Raw genomic sequence first — 15,976 nt, 5'->3', positions numbered from 1 at the left:
TAACGCCGTGTCAGTGGATGCGCATTATAGGCACTTAAAAAATTCCTGCAAGTGTTTATTGCTATTTTTTTTCTGTTTGTGTTTTATTTGCTCAATTTAATTGTTGTATAGACAATTATCGTAAAATAAATAAACATTAATAAGTTTATTAAAAAATAATTTATTACTTTAATATTAGTTTATTAACTTGAACAGGAATTAATATCCTCGTATTATCTGATAATAATAGAAAGCTTAATAAGATATTGGGTTAAACAATGAAGAAGTTTGTATTATTAACTACTGGTCTACTTTTTACGTTCAATAGTTATGCTGATGAAATGGTATTTGATTGTCCTGAAGTGGTTTATATTGATTCAGTTGTATTAGAGCATAATCGTCCTTTACCTTTTAATATCGATGTGAATGCTTTTACTAAACCAAAAGCACATCTAACTAGCATTAATCTTTATAATAATGATAAACCCATACCCTCTGAAAACAAGGGCAATAAAAACTATCATTGGAAAGATTTAAATTCTTATAATCAGGGATTTAATGATTGGATTTACTTCGTTTGCCAGTATGAAAATAGTATTCAATTAACCAAAAAAGCTATTTATGTTTCTGATTGCAAAGCACTTACTGTGCCGTCAAATAATAACAAATATCTCATAAGCGCTGAATTTCAATGCGAATAATTGAGGATTAGCGACTTCCCCCAATAAAAAATTTAGCTTTATCTTTGAAGATAAATTTTATTGCATTAGCTATAACAATACTAATAGATAATGTTAATACTAAAAAGCTAATTGCACCTAATGATGCGAGTTGACCATTATCAGTTTTAATGACATCTCCTATAGCTGAATTAATCACTTGCTGCTCAAGTTCTAATACGATAATTTCATGTATAAAATAAATTGGAAAGCTGATATTAGCCATGTAAGAGAAAAATTTATAAACTCGACCATCGTTGTTTTTATGATTTAGTGGATCCAATAAATAGAGTGCTAATATGAATAAAATAATTTTTTGCAATGTATCAAAATAAAGATTTTCAATACCCAATTGGCTAATATATCGATAAGCAAAGGGCACAAAAAAGCATAAACAGAAAAAGGATATAAACAAAAATAGGTTATCTTTCACTGCCTTCATAATAGTTTGATAATTTTGCTTAATCATCATACCAATTAGATAAACCGGACCATAATGCAATAAATTTAAAATAGGCTGAGTAAAATCAGGTTTGGTAAAAATCACGACCCAAAACATAGACATTAAACCAGCAACAATTAAATTTTTATGTGACCACATATACAATAAAGGAGCCATTAAATAAATAATAATAATCATTGGCATAAACCATAACGGTAATAACTGTGTTCCAGTCAACATCATTTTAGTTATTGTGCTTAATATGCTAGGCTCTGTTGATGAAATCCACGGTAAATCAGATAAATATTGATAATGAAAAAACAGAAAACAAAAAATAGAGACTGAAATATATGGGCATACTACTGTTTTAAATTTCGATAAATAGTAAGTTTTAGTATTAAATTTATAAGTCAAATGTTGAAATAAAAATCCGGCAATGAGTACAAAAAATGTTGTGAAATTAAAGGCAAATAGATTTAAAAAAGAAAATAAGTAACTGTTTGCAATTAAATTACTATTTTTAAACACACCTAAACAGTGACTAAAAACAATCATGATAATAGCAACACCACGTAAAACGTGGATTGAGTGAATTTTTTGTGATTTTGCAGATTCCATCTTAAATATCGAAATTCTACGTTTAGGGAATTGCTATACATTAGCACATATTCACTTAACTATAACTAAATTTGAAAAAAATAATAATCAAAATAAAACTTGACAGTATTTGATTCAAATTTTTTAGTTTATTTGAATATGGTTCCAGTATTATTTCATCAATTTTTTAGCTGCATAAGAACAGATAGGAATAATTTCACGTTGTTCTTGTTGCAATTTGGTCACAACCAAATTTAATAATTTATCTGCAATCCCTTTGCCACGATATTCAGGATCAATATAAGTATGATTAATTGTTGCTTTATTTTGACCAACTCTAGTAAACGTCATTTCTGCTATTTGCTTATTGTTAGCATCACAAACATAGAAACGCTCATGATCTTCTAAATAATTTAATGCCATTATTTATCTCCCCTGTTCAATAATTAATTACTTATAATTGATAATAATAATGAAATGAAACTTTATTGAAGCATTTATCAATGCTAATGACTAAAGTGGTGCATAAACCAGTTAATTTGCACTTTTGTAAAGACTATTATTTAAGAATAACGAACTAACTTAATTTTATCAGCTGATAACTAAGAACTTCAATGAAAAAAGTGAATACTTATTTGGTTAAATTATTACCAATAAGCATTCACCTAAATTGTTTTATTTTCATAACACTATTAATCGTGCGGGATCAAACTCACCGCTAGAAAAGACGTTTTGCTGTATTATAAAGATCCATATCAAATGGTCGTTTCATATTGTTAATTGCATCAATAATATCATGATGAACTAACTTACCATTTTGCACACCGACACTTCTACCTGCATGCCCTTCTAGAAGTAATTGAACGGCATATGCACCCATACGTGAGCCAAGTATACGATCATAAGGAACAGGACTTCCACCACGTTGCACATGTCCTAAAACAGTAGCACGAGTTTCATGATCTACCGCATCTTCAATGTCTTTAGCTAGCTGATTAACATCACACATATGCTCAGTGACAGTGACAATGGCATGTCTCTTACCTTTAGCAAAGCCTAATTTAATTTCTTCAATCAAATCTTCTTTAGTATAAGAAACCTCAGGAATGATCATGAACTCACACCCGCCAGCTACCGCTGCATTTAAGGTTAGATCACCACAATCGCGCCCCATGATTTCAATAACAGAAATTCGATGATGTGATGAACAAGTATCACGCAGTCTATCAATAGCTTCAACCGCTGTACTTAATGCAGTGAAATAACCAATAGTATAATCAGTACCACGAATATCGTTATCGATAGTACCAGGTAAACCAATACATGGAAAACCTTCTTCGGTTAGTCGCATAGCTCCCATATAAGAACCATCACCACCGATAACCACTAATGCATCAATACCATGTTTTTTTAAATTCGCGATACCTTTTTGTCTTACTTCTTTATCTTTAAACTCAGGAAATCTAGCTGAGCCTAAGAAAGTACCACCACGAGTGATAATATCGGAAACACTATAACGATCAAGTTGAGATATGCGATCCTCACACAGCCCTAAATAACCATCATAAACACCATAAACATCTAAACCTTCTGTTAATGCAGTTCTAACTACTCCTCGAATAGCAGCATTCATTCCCGGAGCATCACCACCACTCGTTAAAATACCTATTTTTTTTATCATACAAAATAACTCCAACTAATTAAATTTTAACTATTATAGAGTTTAAACAGATATCTAACAATAGATGATAAAAGCTATTTTGCTGAAATTGTCTACTGCATCATTTCGATAGGAACAACAGAAATAGGATCTTGATGGATAATGACCGTTGCCGGTGAGAACTCTTCTGAAAGACGTTTTTCAACACTATCGGCAATAGCATGAGCTTGGATTAAAGGCATATCATCATCAAGCTCAAGATGTAATTGAATAAATTTTAATGGTCCAGCTTGTCTGGTTTTAAGATCGTGAAAACCACGTACATCGGGATAGGCAGCAATAATTTCAGCAATTTTGACATTATCACTATCCGGTAAAGCGCGATCAAGTAAATCTTGAATAGCATTATAAGCTATTTGATAAGCGCTATAGCAAATATATAAAGCGATAAAGAAAGCAAAAAAAGCATCAGCATAAGCCACGCCATACCAACTTAAAGCTAAGGCAAATATGACAGCAATATTCATTAACATATCCGAAGAATAATGCAACATATCAGCTTCAATTGCTTTACTTCTTGTCAATTTTATGACGTACTTTTGATATAAGACTAAAAATGCAGTTATGACAGTCGATATAATTGAGATAATGATACCGAGTAAAGGAACCTGAATTTCACTAGGAGAAATAACTGATTTTACACTCGACAACAATACAATTGTTGCCGACCCTATAATAAAAGTACTTTGTGCTAAAGCAGCTAGTGATTCAGCTTTACCATGTCCAAAAGTATGATCATCATCTGCCGGCTTTAACGCATAACGAACCAAAAAAAAATTCAATCCTGAAGCAAGCAAATCAATACTTGAATCTAATAAAGATGCCAACAAACTTATTGATCCTGTAAGCCAACAAGTTAGCAGTTTTATTATGATCAAAACAATAGAAATTAAAACAGCACTAAGTGTCGCGCGTTTTACTAACTTTTCATACAAATGTGAATTTGACATTTGATACCTATTGATAGCATTCAATACCTGATGGTAGAACAAGTTGCTGTGCAACTTCAGCGGCTTTTTTACGACCGAGTAAAACATCAATAATTTTTAGCGCAAAATCAATCGATGTGGCAGGACCTTGACTGGTAATCACGTTATTTTTTTGATCAAAATAAACTCTTTCATCTTTCCAAAGTTGAAAGGCATCTTTCGTTGTTGGGTACCCAGTCATATAAGCGTTAGGAAATAAATGATGATGCTGTAAAACCATTGCTGGTGAAGCACAGATTGCAGCAACGATATTTCCAGCTTGATGGGTTTGCTGTAGTTTTTCAATAAGCGCAGGACAATCACGAAAATTTTCTGCGCCTTTTAATCCACCAGGTAAAATAACAACATCAAAATTAAGTTCTTTAACTTCAAGCCAAGTTTTTTGAGCTAAAATAGTCACCCCTCTTGAGCAATGCACTTCTCTATCCTGCGAAATACTTGCGGTGGCAACATTAATACCCGCTCGGGTTAAAAGGTCAATTGTTGTTACAGCTTCTGTTTCTTCACAACCATTTGATAAACAGACCAAAGCTTGTTTTGTCACGATTACACTCCTTTATCACCTTACGTTGTATTTACAAGTATTTTAAGTTAAAAACTACTTAATTCTTTCAATATTAGCGCCTAATTTTCTAAGCTTATCTTCAATATTATCATAACCACGATCTATATGATAAATACGATCAACCAATGTCGAACCTTCAGCAATACAACCGGCTAAAACCAAACTAGCTGAAGCACGTAAATCAGTTGCCATAACTTGGGCACCACTTAGTTTATCAACTCCATGCGTGATTAAAGTGTTACCTTCAATCTCGGCTCTAGCGCCCATTCGAATAAGTTCAGGGACATGCATAAATCGATTTTCAAAAATTGTTTCTTTAATAATTCCTGTGCCTTGAGCAACCATATTAAGTAAAGAGAATTGAGCTTGCATATCAGTTGGAAACCCAGGATAAGGAGCAGTATGGATATTAACTGCATTAAGCTGTTTACCTTGCATATCTAAGCAAATCCAGTCATCGCCAGTTTGGATATCAGCGCCCGCTTCTTTTAGTTTAGATAATACAGCATCAAGCAATTTTGGATCTGTTTTACGACAGGTAATTTTACCTTTTGATATCGCTGCTGCGACCAAAAAGGTACCGGTCTCGATGCGATCTGAAACCACTTCATGTACGCCGCCGCCTAATCGCTCTACGCCTTCTATCTCAATACGCACGGTACCAGCACCCGAGATTTTAGCACCTAACGTATTTAAAAATTTAGCAGTATCAACAATTTCAGGCTCACAGGCAGCATTTTCGATTATCGTTTTCCCTTCCGCTAATGTTGCTGCTGACATAATAGTCACAGTAGCACCAACACTAACTTTATCCATTACAATATGTGCGCCTTTTAATCGACCATCGACAGTTGCTTTAACATAACCCTCGTCAAGAGAAATTGTTGCCCCTAGTTGTTGCAAGCCAATAATATGTAAATCAACAGGTCGAGCACCAATAGCACATCCCCCAGGTAAAGATACTTGACCATGACCAAATCGAGCAACTAATGGGCCTAATGCCCAAATGGATGCGCGCATAGTTTTGACTAGCTCATAAGGTGCGCAATAATTATTAACTTGCCCTGCATCTAAATGAATCGAGCCATTGCGGGTACATTTCACACCTAACTGACTGAGTAATTCTAACGTTGTATCAATATCTTTTAACTTAGGAATATTTTGAATTTCGACGGGTTTTTCAGCTAAAATTGCAGCAAATAAAATAGGTAGGGCTGCATTTTTAGCCCCAGAAATCACAACTTCACCATTTAAAGAAGTTGGACCAGTAAGGTGAAACTTTTCCATTATAGACTCTTATTAGAATTAAATTGCCCGATATTATAAAAGTTATTTACTCATAGATAAATCAATTTATTGAAACCTTTTTTAAAACATCACCACTTGAATTTAATTAATCAAAATTATACTTTCTTTTTAGCTTTTATAGCATTGTATAAATTAGTATTAATCAGCAATTGACTCAAACAAATTAGCACTTTATAGTGAATCAACAGTAATTCGTGATTTATGTGTCACAGATTATAATGAAGAAATAAGATCTACTTATCAATATCTTTAGCTAATAAGAGATAAAATATGTTTGATTCAATCGCCAAAGCAGGAAAATATCTAGGCCAAGCAGCTAAACTTATGGTCGGTATTCCAGATTATGATACTTATGTTCAACATATGAAACTTACCCACCCAGAACAAACGCCTATGACTTATGAAGAGTTTTTTAAAGAAAGGCAAGATGCACGTTACGGTGGTAAAGGCGGATTCAAATGTTGCTAGTTGCTAAATAGTAAAGAATGAAGAAATGACAATACAAACCAGTTCCCCATCAATACCTGTCACTTTATTAACTGGATTTTTAGGTTCAGGTAAAACCACATTAATTAATCATTTGTTAGCACAGAATCCTAACGAAAAAATAATTATTATCGAAAATGAGTTTGGCCCGATAAACGTTGATAGCCATCTGCTAAATGTAACAACCGACATTAAAATTGTTGAAATGACTAATGGATGCATCTGTTGTACAGTACAAGGAGAGCTAACCGATGCCTTATACCAATTACACGATCAGCGCATAGCAGGAGAGTTATTATTTGATCGATTAATAATTGAAACAACTGGACTTGCCGATCCTGCACCAATTATTCAACTATTTTTTATTGATGATTTGATTCGTCAAAGCTTTCAACTTGATGCAATTATTACTTTAGTCGATGCCCAGCATATTTTACAGCATCTTGATGAGCATCGCGTCACGCTTTCACAAATTGGGTTTGCAGATCGCATTATTGTGACTAAAACTGACTGCATTAGTAATTCAGAAAAATTAAAAGTGATTAATCGAATTAACAACATCAACCATAAAGCCACAATCATTGAAGCCGTAAACGGGCAAATACCTAAATCGCAGTGGATTGATATACATGCTTTTGATCTAACGGATGATCTAAGTATTCATAAAGGCTATTTTGTCATTAATCCCGCCAAAAAATTTATGGCCGATTTCACTGTTCTGCCTCGACAAAAGCAAACTCAATCATGGAATGATGATATTTGCTCTTATCTTTTTGAAGCAGGTGAGCTTGATATCAAAAAAATTGGCTCTTTTATGGAAAATTTAGTCGAGCAATACGGCAATGACATGCTACGATACAAAGGTGTACTTGCTATCAAAAATAATCCACAACGCTTAATTGTTCAAGGCGTCCACAAAGTCGTTGGCTTTGATTATGGTTCACCCTGGCAAGATTCGGCAGAAAAACTATCACGTTTAGTCATAATTAGCCGAACTTTACCCTTTGAAGAATTAAACCAAGCTTTTTTGACAACCGTTGCCAGTTAAAAATAGCCAATTTTAACTTAGCTATATGGGATTATATATCCATATAGCTTAATAAATACTATGTCAACGATACCTAACTTACCCTATTCTCGTCCTTGATTAGCCACATTTCACTTTAAATGTGATAATATAACATTAGTCAAAAATTGATAGGGCAAATAACATAATTTTATGGATTACGATATTGCAATTATTGGTCTAGGGCCTGCCGGTAGTACGTTGGCACGATTACTTAGTCCTTCATTTAAAATTATTGCACTAGACAAAAAAAACCAAACAGGTCATGATGGCTTTCATAAACCATGTGGTGGATTACTGGCAAATGATGCGCAAAAATCTTTTGTCAGACAAAAATTAAACATACCTGCTGACATTTTAACCGATCCACAAATATTTAGCGTTAAAACCATCGATTTGCAAACTCAACTAGTTCGTAATTATCAACGCAGTTATATCAGCTTTGATCGACATAAGTTTGATCTATGGCTAAAGTCACTCATTCCCGAAACCGTTACTGTTTTACATAATACGTTATGCAAAGAAGTAAGAAGAATCATTGATGGATACCAAGTCACTTATGTTGATGAAAATAATAGAGAACAAAAATTCACTGCTCAATATGTCGTAGGTGCTGATGGTGCTAATTCCATTGTAAGGCGAATGCGTTACCCTAAACATTCCATTAGACAATATGTCGCTATTCAGCAATGGTTTGCTGAAAAACATACTACACCTTTTTATTCTTGCATTTTTGACAACAATTTAACTAACTGTTATGCATGGAGTATGTCTAAAGATGGTTACTTTATTTTAGGTGGAGCCTTTGCAAAAAAAGAAGCAAATCAACATTTCGAAAAGTTAAAACAAAAATTAACGCAACAAGGTTTTATTTTTAGTGATTTAGTCAAAACTGAAAAATGCCTCGTTATCTATCCAAATCGTTTACGCGATTTTTACACGGGCAATGAGAACATATTTTTAATCGGTGAAGCGGCTGGTTTTATTAGTGCAAGTTCTTTGGAAGGCATTAGCTATGCACTCGATAGCGCTGAGATTCTAAGTAAAATATTAAATAGCGGCCAAGCAAAACCCAATAAACTGTATTACCAAAAAACACTACTATTACGTCTAAAATTATACAGCAAAATTATCAAGGCCAAAATTTTAACCACACCAATGTGGCGAAAATTAATAATGAAAAGTAAAATCCAACACATTGAAACCAATTAAATAATATAAAGTTTATTTTCAAAAATAATACAATCTTATAATAATGAAATATTAAAGGAATAGATGAATGGTAAATGTAAACGATTTAATTCGTTTTAATCACGAGTGGTCAGAAAAAATTGAGCAAGAAGATCCCGAATTTTTTAAACAACTAGCAATTGCCCAAAATCCTAAATTTTTATGGATCGGCTGTTCTGATAGCCGGGTTCCTGCCGAAAAACTGATTAAATTGCAACCTGGTGAATTATTTGTCCATCGAAATGTAGGTAATTTAGTCATTCATACCGATCTCAATTGTTTATCTGTCGTCCAATATGCCGTTGATGTACTTAAAATTGAAGATATTATTGTCTGTGGCCATTTAGGATGTGGTGGAATACGCTCAGCTGTTGAAAACCCAGATTTAGGTTTAATTAACAATTGGCTTCTACATATTCGAGATTTATGGTTTCGATATAGCTCACTTATTGGTGAATTTCCAGCGCATATTCGCCTAGATATTTTATGTGAACTCAACGTCATTGAGCAAGTTTATAATTTAGGTCACTCAACCATTATTCAATCGGCATGGCAGCGCGGTCAAAAAGTTAATTTGCACGGATGGGTTTATGGTATTGATAATGGTAAAATTACTGACTTACACATCACCTCGTCTAGCAGTGAAAATCTAGAAATTAATTATCGTGAAGCGATTTCTTATCTTTTAAACTTACACAAATCGCAATAATGGCAAATAATTTTATTGTTTAAATCGATGTATGATTTGATTGCTGCTTCCTCGCCATAACAGCCGAGGATCAGCAAGTTCTTGAATAAATTTACCATCAATTAATACATCAATATAAGGCACTACTGCTTGTTGTTCGGCGGTTAATTCATCAAGTTTATACCCCGTCCATAGCCAAATATCTTTGTTAATACATTCTGATTTAACCCGTTGAACTAATTTTAATATAGCTGGAACATTTTGTGGATGCAAAGGATCACCACCAGAAAGCGATAATCCTTGGCGTTTGATCTCTGTGTCTTGCAGATCTTTAATAATTTGATCTTCAAGCGATTGTGTAAAAGGCACACCTGAATTGATTCCCCATGTACTTTTGTTATAACAACCAGGACACTGATGTACACAACCTGCGACAAACAGCACGCAACGCGTGCCTTCACCATTTACAACATCTACAGGATAATAACGATGATAATTCATAACTATTTAATTAACATTATCCAATTTGACCATTGTTTAAATGTTTAACTCGTCGTTTTACTTCCTCTTGTTTACCGGCATTAAATGGACGAGCATCAGGACTACCTAAATAGCCACAAACTCGGCGAGTAACTGAGACTTTTGACGAATCATGATTACCACAACTTGGACAAACAAAACCTTTACTTGTACACGAAAATTCACCAGTGTAGCCACACTCATAGCACTCATCAATCGGGGTGTTAGTCCCATAATAAGGAACTCGACTATAACTATAATCCCAAACATCCTCCAATGCTTTAACATTATTAATCATGTTAGGATATTCACCATAACAAATGAAACCGCCATTAGCTACTTCAGGATAAGGCTTTTCAAATTCTATTTTTTCGTATGGATTAACTTTCTTCTCTACATCTAAATGAAAACTATTTGTATAATAACCTTTGTCTGTTACCCCTGGAATAACACCAAATTCAGCCGTATCAAGTCGACAAAAACGATCACAAAGGTTTTCGCTTGGCGTACTATACAAACTAAATCCATAACCCGTTTCAGCTTTCCACTGTTCCACGGCTTGTCGTAAACGCTGAACAATAGCTACGCCTTTTTCGCGCAATGTATCATTGTCAAATGGATGCGTTTTATTTCCATAAAGTGCATTTAATGTTTCGTGAATACCGATATAGCCTAAAGAAATCGAAGCTCGACCATTTTTGAATATTTCACAAACACTATCATTTTCTTTTAATCTCACACCACAAGCCCCTTCCATATATAAAATAGGTGCGACGCGAGCTTTTACCCCTTCAAGACGAGCAATACGTGTCATTAAGGCTTCTTTACATAATTCTAAACGCTTATCTAAAATTTGCCAGAAACGAGATTCATCACCTTGGGCTTCAATGGCAATACGCGGCAGATTCAAACTAATCACGCCAAGATTATTACGTCCATCGTGAATTTGCTCACCATCTTCTTCATAAACACCTAAAAAGCTTCGACATCCCATTGGGGTTTTAAATGATCCAGTAACCTCAACCACTTTATCGTAATTCAAGATATCAGGATACATACGTTTACTTGCGCACTCTAACGCTAGCGCTTTGATATCGTAATTAATATCGCCTTGCTTGTGATTAATACCATCTTTGATGGCAAACACCAATTTTGGGAAAACTGCTGTTTTATGATTTTTACCTAACCCCTTAATGCGAACTTTTAGAATAGATTCTTGAATTAAACGTGATTCCCAACTTGTTCCTAAACCAAAACCAAAAGTAACAAAAGGAGTTTGGCCATTAGCAGTATGTAAAGTATTAACTTCATACTCTAAAGATTGAAACGCATCATAACACTCTTTTTGAGTACGGCTTTCTGCATATGCCTCTGGATTAGGTATATCCCACTCTTGAGCGATTTGTTTATGTTTTTGATAACTAATGGTAACAAATTTCGCTAGCACTTCATCGATACGATTAATAGTTGTACCACCATAAATATGGCTCGCAACTTGTGCAATTATTTGTGCGGTGACCGCTGTCGCTGTTGCAATCGACTTTGGTGGCTCAATTTCAGCGTTACCCATTTTAAAGCCATTGGTCAACATACCATCTAAATCAATTAACATACAGTTAAACATAGGAAAAAATGGTGCATAATCTAAATCATGATAATGAATCTCGCCACAATCATGAGCGCGTGATATTTCTTTTGGTAATAAGTATTGTTTAGCATAATGCCTTGCTACAATACCGGCTAACAAATCGCGTTGTGTTGGAATAACTTTACTATCTTTATTAGCATTTTCGTTCAAAATTGCAACATTACTCTGTTCAATTAAGCCGCGAATATCTTGAGTCAAACGACTACGTTGGTCTCGCGCTCGGTCACGATCATGTCGATATTCAATATAAGTCCTTGCCAGTTTTTTATAAGGTCCTGACATTAACTGATTTTCAACCGCATTTTGAATTTCGTTAATATCAACACTTTCACGTTCTGTCATTTGATTAGTCACAACGCGAGCAACAGCAGCACAATAATCAGGATCATTCACATTAGCAGCAACAGCTGCTTTAACTATGGCATCTTTAATCCGACCTTCATTAAATGCGGTTTGACAACCATCACGTTTGATGACTACGGGCATATATACTCCTCAATATTCATGGTTTATTAGCGGTTAATGGGTCATATATCAATGTTAATACTCATTATAATTATCGGGATTTCTTAAATCTTTATTAGAATATTAGACTTAATTTGATATACGCCGGAATTTTCACATCGCTTGACTGATACTATATATAGTAAATATATTATGATTATACACCATATATTGTGTTTTTCTACAATTTAAAAAAAATAAAATTGCTTGACAAGCCTAAGATTAATGCACGCAACGGTTTTTATTTTTAATAATAGAAATGAGCTTAATAAAGCGGGGCGGATTCAAAGAATTTTTTAGTTAGAGCGGAAGGTATACTTACACTCTAACTAAAAAATAGATGTAACAGTATTACGACCAATTACGATTCAATATTTAACCAATCAGTGTGAAATACACCTTCCTTGTCTAAACGTTTATAGGTATGCGCACCAAAATAATCTCGTTGTGCTTGAATTAAATTCGCTGGTAAAACAGGCGAACGATAACTATCGTAATAAGCAATAGCAGCAGAAAGCGTTGGCACTGCAATACCTTGTTGAACGGCTAAACAAACCACATCACGTAATGCTTGCTGATAAGCTTGAGCTGTTTGAGAAAAATAAGGTGTTAATAACAAATTATCTATATCATTATTGTCTGCGTAAGCATCAGTAATTTTTTGTAAAAATTGTGCACGAATAATGCATCCTGCTCTAAATATTTTAGCAATTTCACCAAAATTTAACTGCCAATTATAATGAGTTGATGCAGCTTTGAGTTGTGCAAAACCTTGAGCATAAGAGATAATTTTTCCCATATAAAGTGCTTTGCGAACCTTCTCAATTAATTCTTTTTTATCACCAGTATAAGTCACTTGTTGTGGCCCTTTTAAAACTTTTGCCGCAGCAACACGCTGATCTTTAATAGCCGAAATGTAACGGGCAAATACTGATTCAGTAATCAATGATAAAGGCTCACCTAAATCTAATGCACTTTGACTGGTCCATTTACCGGTTCCTTTATTACCTGCTGCATCTAAAATCACATCTATCAGATATTGACCTTGTTCATCCTTATATTTAAAAATATCAGCAGTAATTTCAATTAAATAACTATTTAACTCGCCCTTATTCCAGTCAGTAAACACACTTGATAATTGCTCATTATCTAATCCGACCACATGTTTTAATACTGAATAGCTTTCAGCAATTAGCTGCATATCACCATACTCAATACCATTGTGAGCCATTTTCACATAATGGCCTGCGCCATCGGGTCCAATATAAGTAACACATGGTTCACCGTCAGCTTTGGCTGCGATTTTCTCTAATATTGGTGCAACTAAATCATAGGCTTCTTTTTGACCACCAGGCATAATAGATGGTCCTTTAAGTGCTCCTTCCTCACCACCAGAAACACCAGTACCAATAAAATTAAAACCCTCATCTGAAAGCATTTTATTGCGACGGATGGTATCTTCAAAATAGGCATTACCACCATCAATAATAATGTCGCCTTTATCTAACAGGGGGCGTAGCTCATCAATTACGGCATCCGTTCCTTTACCTGCTTGTACCATTATCAGAATACGGCGCGGTTTTTCTAATGAAGCAACAAAATCTTCAATCGTAAAATGGGGAACCAATTGTTTATCGGGATGTTCAGCCATCACTTGCTCGGTTTTATCTTTAGAGCGATTATAAATCGCGACAGTATATCCACGGCTTTCAATATTAAGAGCAAGATTTCGCCCCATTACTGCCATTCCAATAACACCGATTTGTTGTTTAGACATGATTTGGCTCCTTTATATAATCTCACATGACCTTGATAATAAGGTTTTTACAACTTAAAACTTAAACGGGTTTTATAAATTATCTTATATTTTGCCATAAAAAAACCGTATCAAGATATAATACGGCTATTTTATTTTTGACTAAGCTAATTGATTCCCAAAATCATGAGCGTTTCATCATTTCAAAAAACTCGTCATTGGTTTTGGTCATCGCTAATTTATCAATTAAAAATTCCATCGCATCAATTTCACCCATTGGGTTTAAGATCTTACGTAGAATCCACATTTTTTGTAGTTCATCAGGCGAAGTCATTAAATCTTCTTTACGTGTACCTGAACGATTAAAATCAATAGCAGGGAAAACACGACGCTCAGCAATCTTACGAGATAAGTGTACTTCCATATTACCGGTACCTTTAAACTCCTCGTAAATAACTTCGTCCATTTTTGAACCGGTATCAATTAATGCTGTTGCAATAATGGTTAAGCTACCACCCTCTTCTACATTACGTGCTGCACCAAAAAAGCGTTTAGGGCGATGTAAAGCATTTGCATCCACACCACCTGTTAATACTTTGCCCGATGAAGGAATAACAGTATTGTAAGCACGCGCCAAACGAGTAATTGAGTCTAATAGAATAATCACATCTTTTTTATGTTCAACTAAACGTTTTGCTCGTTCAATTACCATTTCCGCAACTTGAACATGTCTTGCTGCTGGTTCATCAAAAGTTGAAGCAACCACTTCACCTTTAACTAAACGTTGCATCTCGGTAACTTCTTCAGGACGTTCATCAATCATCAAGACAACTAACTCACATTCAGGATGATTTACCGCTAAACTTTGTGCGATATTTTGCAGAAGCATGGTTTTACCTGCTTTCGGTGGAGCAACAATCAAACCACGTTGACCTTTACCGATAGGTGATGCTAAATCAAGTACTCTTGCTGTGATATCTTCTGTTGAACCATTACCTCGTTCCATACGTAATCGAGAATTTGGGTGAAGCGGAGTTAAGTTTTCAAAGAGGATTTTATTGCGGGCATCTTCAGGTTTATCATGATTAACTTCATTAACTTTTAATAAAGCAAAATAACGTTCACCTTCTTTAGGCGGTCTTATTTTACCGGCAATTGTATCACCCGTCCGCAAGTTAAATCGTCTGATTTGACTAGGTGAAACATAAATATCATCAGGACCCGCTAAATACGAACTATCAGCAGAACGTAAAAAGCCAAATCCATCTTGCAAAATTTCAAGCACACCGTCACCAAAGATATCTTCACCACTTTTGGCATGCTGTTTTAAAATAGCAAAAATAATGTCTTGTTTTCTAAGGCGAGCAAGATTTTCAAGACCCATTGTTTTTTCGCCAAGCGTTACAAGCTCGGAAACAGAAGTGTTTTTTAATTCAGTTAAATTCATAATTTTAAAAATTCTTGAGGATAAAATTGATATGTTTGCAATTACTGCTATTTTTGTATATTTCTTTCATTTATTAATAAAAAAATCTCTTTCTTACAATATACAAACGCAATGAATTACTAAGTTTTCAATGATAATTATGCGTTTAAATATAGACTGTTCACCCACTTAATCAATAAAAACAATGGATTGCAGAAAGGAGCTTTCGTAAGAAGTTAGCAATTTACACTAAAAAAGGTAGTCTGTCTATATTTAATTATGTTATTGAATATAACAACGCACTTGATTTAAGCAGTAATAAGCGTAATTTTTA

At 34.4% G+C, this 15,976-nt stretch carries 15 protein-coding genes; 5 read left to right on the top strand and 10 right to left on the bottom strand.

Annotated elements, in window-relative coordinates:
* The first annotated feature begins 257 nt into the window (after nucleotides 1-257).
* Entirely contained in the window at nucleotides 258-680 is a 423-nt protein-coding gene (locus J3U57_RS12180; protein WP_267333832.1) for an STY0301 family protein, read from the top strand.
* 7 nt (nucleotides 681-687) lie between these two features.
* Here the strand turns inward: J3U57_RS12180 and J3U57_RS12175 are convergent, their stop codons facing one another.
* The 6 genes from J3U57_RS12175 to murA all read right to left on the bottom strand — a co-directional run bounded on the left by J3U57_RS12175 (nucleotide 688) and on the right by murA (nucleotide 6,298).
* Nucleotides 688-1,758 carry an acyltransferase gene (locus J3U57_RS12175; RefSeq protein WP_267344878.1) on the bottom strand — a complete coding sequence of 357 codons (1,071 nt, stop codon included), beginning with the start codon at nucleotides 1,756-1,758 and terminating at the stop codon, nucleotides 688-690.
* Between the two features lie 150 nt (nucleotides 1,759-1,908).
* On the bottom strand, nucleotides 1,909-2,160 hold the full coding sequence (locus J3U57_RS12170; RefSeq protein WP_065634940.1) for a GNAT family N-acetyltransferase: 252 nt from the start codon (nucleotides 2,158-2,160) through the stop codon (nucleotides 1,909-1,911).
* A 295-nt stretch (nucleotides 2,161-2,455) separates the two neighbouring features.
* Nucleotides 2,456-3,418 carry a 6-phosphofructokinase gene (gene pfkA, locus J3U57_RS12165; RefSeq protein ID WP_065634941.1) on the bottom strand — a complete coding sequence of 321 codons (963 nt, stop codon included), beginning with the start codon at nucleotides 3,416-3,418 and terminating at the stop codon, nucleotides 2,456-2,458.
* Between the two features lie 92 nt (nucleotides 3,419-3,510).
* Nucleotides 3,511-4,407 carry a cation diffusion facilitator family transporter gene (locus J3U57_RS12160; RefSeq protein ID WP_267344880.1) on the bottom strand — a complete coding sequence of 299 codons (897 nt, stop codon included), beginning with the start codon at nucleotides 4,405-4,407 and terminating at the stop codon, nucleotides 3,511-3,513.
* A 7-nt stretch (nucleotides 4,408-4,414) separates the two neighbouring features.
* Nucleotides 4,415-4,990 carry a protein deglycase YajL gene (gene yajL / locus J3U57_RS12155; protein WP_267344882.1) on the bottom strand — a complete coding sequence of 192 codons (576 nt, stop codon included), beginning with the start codon at nucleotides 4,988-4,990 and terminating at the stop codon, nucleotides 4,415-4,417.
* 54 nt (nucleotides 4,991-5,044) lie between these two features.
* On the bottom strand, nucleotides 5,045-6,298 hold the full coding sequence (gene murA / locus J3U57_RS12150) for a UDP-N-acetylglucosamine 1-carboxyvinyltransferase (RefSeq protein ID WP_267333837.1): 1,254 nt from the start codon (nucleotides 6,296-6,298) through the stop codon (nucleotides 5,045-5,047).
* Between the two features lie 291 nt (nucleotides 6,299-6,589).
* Here murA and J3U57_RS12145 point away from each other — a divergent pair, with 291 nt between their 5' ends.
* From J3U57_RS12145 to can, 4 genes are all read left to right on the top strand, one after another.
* Complete coding sequence (locus tag J3U57_RS12145; protein ID WP_065577812.1) at nucleotides 6,590-6,787, top strand: YbdD/YjiX family protein; 198 nt, start codon at nucleotides 6,590-6,592, stop codon at nucleotides 6,785-6,787.
* Nucleotides 6,788-6,812: 25 nt separating this feature from the next.
* On the top strand, nucleotides 6,813-7,853 hold the full coding sequence (locus J3U57_RS12140) for a CobW family GTP-binding protein (protein ID WP_267333838.1): 1,041 nt from the start codon (nucleotides 6,813-6,815) through the stop codon (nucleotides 7,851-7,853).
* Between the two features lie 171 nt (nucleotides 7,854-8,024).
* Nucleotides 8,025-9,083: an FAD-binding protein gene (locus tag J3U57_RS12135; protein WP_267333839.1), complete on the top strand. Its 1,059-nt coding sequence runs from the start codon at nucleotides 8,025-8,027 to the stop codon at nucleotides 9,081-9,083.
* Nucleotides 9,084-9,150: 67 nt separating this feature from the next.
* Complete coding sequence (gene can, locus J3U57_RS12130) at nucleotides 9,151-9,810, top strand: carbonate dehydratase (RefSeq protein WP_065634946.1); 660 nt, start codon at nucleotides 9,151-9,153, stop codon at nucleotides 9,808-9,810.
* 12 nt (nucleotides 9,811-9,822) lie between these two features.
* Here can and nrdG read toward each other — a convergent pair whose 3' ends face one another.
* From nrdG to rho, 4 genes are all read right to left on the bottom strand, one after another.
* Nucleotides 9,823-10,290 (bottom strand): anaerobic ribonucleoside-triphosphate reductase-activating protein, encoded by a 468-nt coding sequence (gene nrdG / locus J3U57_RS12125; protein ID WP_065798231.1) that lies wholly within the window; start codon nucleotides 10,288-10,290, stop codon nucleotides 9,823-9,825.
* Between the two features lie 16 nt (nucleotides 10,291-10,306).
* A complete protein-coding gene (gene nrdD / locus J3U57_RS12120) occupies nucleotides 10,307-12,442 on the bottom strand; it encodes an anaerobic ribonucleoside-triphosphate reductase (RefSeq protein ID WP_267344884.1) in 2,136 nt (711 codons plus the stop codon).
* Nucleotides 12,443-12,821: 379 nt separating this feature from the next.
* Nucleotides 12,822-14,237 carry an NADP-dependent phosphogluconate dehydrogenase gene (gene gndA, locus J3U57_RS12115; RefSeq protein WP_267333841.1) on the bottom strand — a complete coding sequence of 472 codons (1,416 nt, stop codon included), beginning with the start codon at nucleotides 14,235-14,237 and terminating at the stop codon, nucleotides 12,822-12,824.
* 163 nt (nucleotides 14,238-14,400) lie between these two features.
* The gene (rho, locus tag J3U57_RS12110) at nucleotides 14,401-15,663 is read right to left on the bottom strand and encodes a transcription termination factor Rho (protein WP_065617994.1); all 1,263 of its coding nucleotides are present in this window, start codon (nucleotides 15,661-15,663) and stop codon (nucleotides 14,401-14,403) included.
* Between the last annotated feature and the right edge of the window lie 313 nt (nucleotides 15,664-15,976).

It is taken from the genome of Gilliamella sp. B3464 (genome assembly GCF_026536145.1).
Classification (GTDB): Bacteria; Pseudomonadota; Gammaproteobacteria; order Enterobacterales; family Orbaceae; genus Gilliamella.
This window is presented reverse-complemented; position numbering and strand designations above follow the sequence as displayed.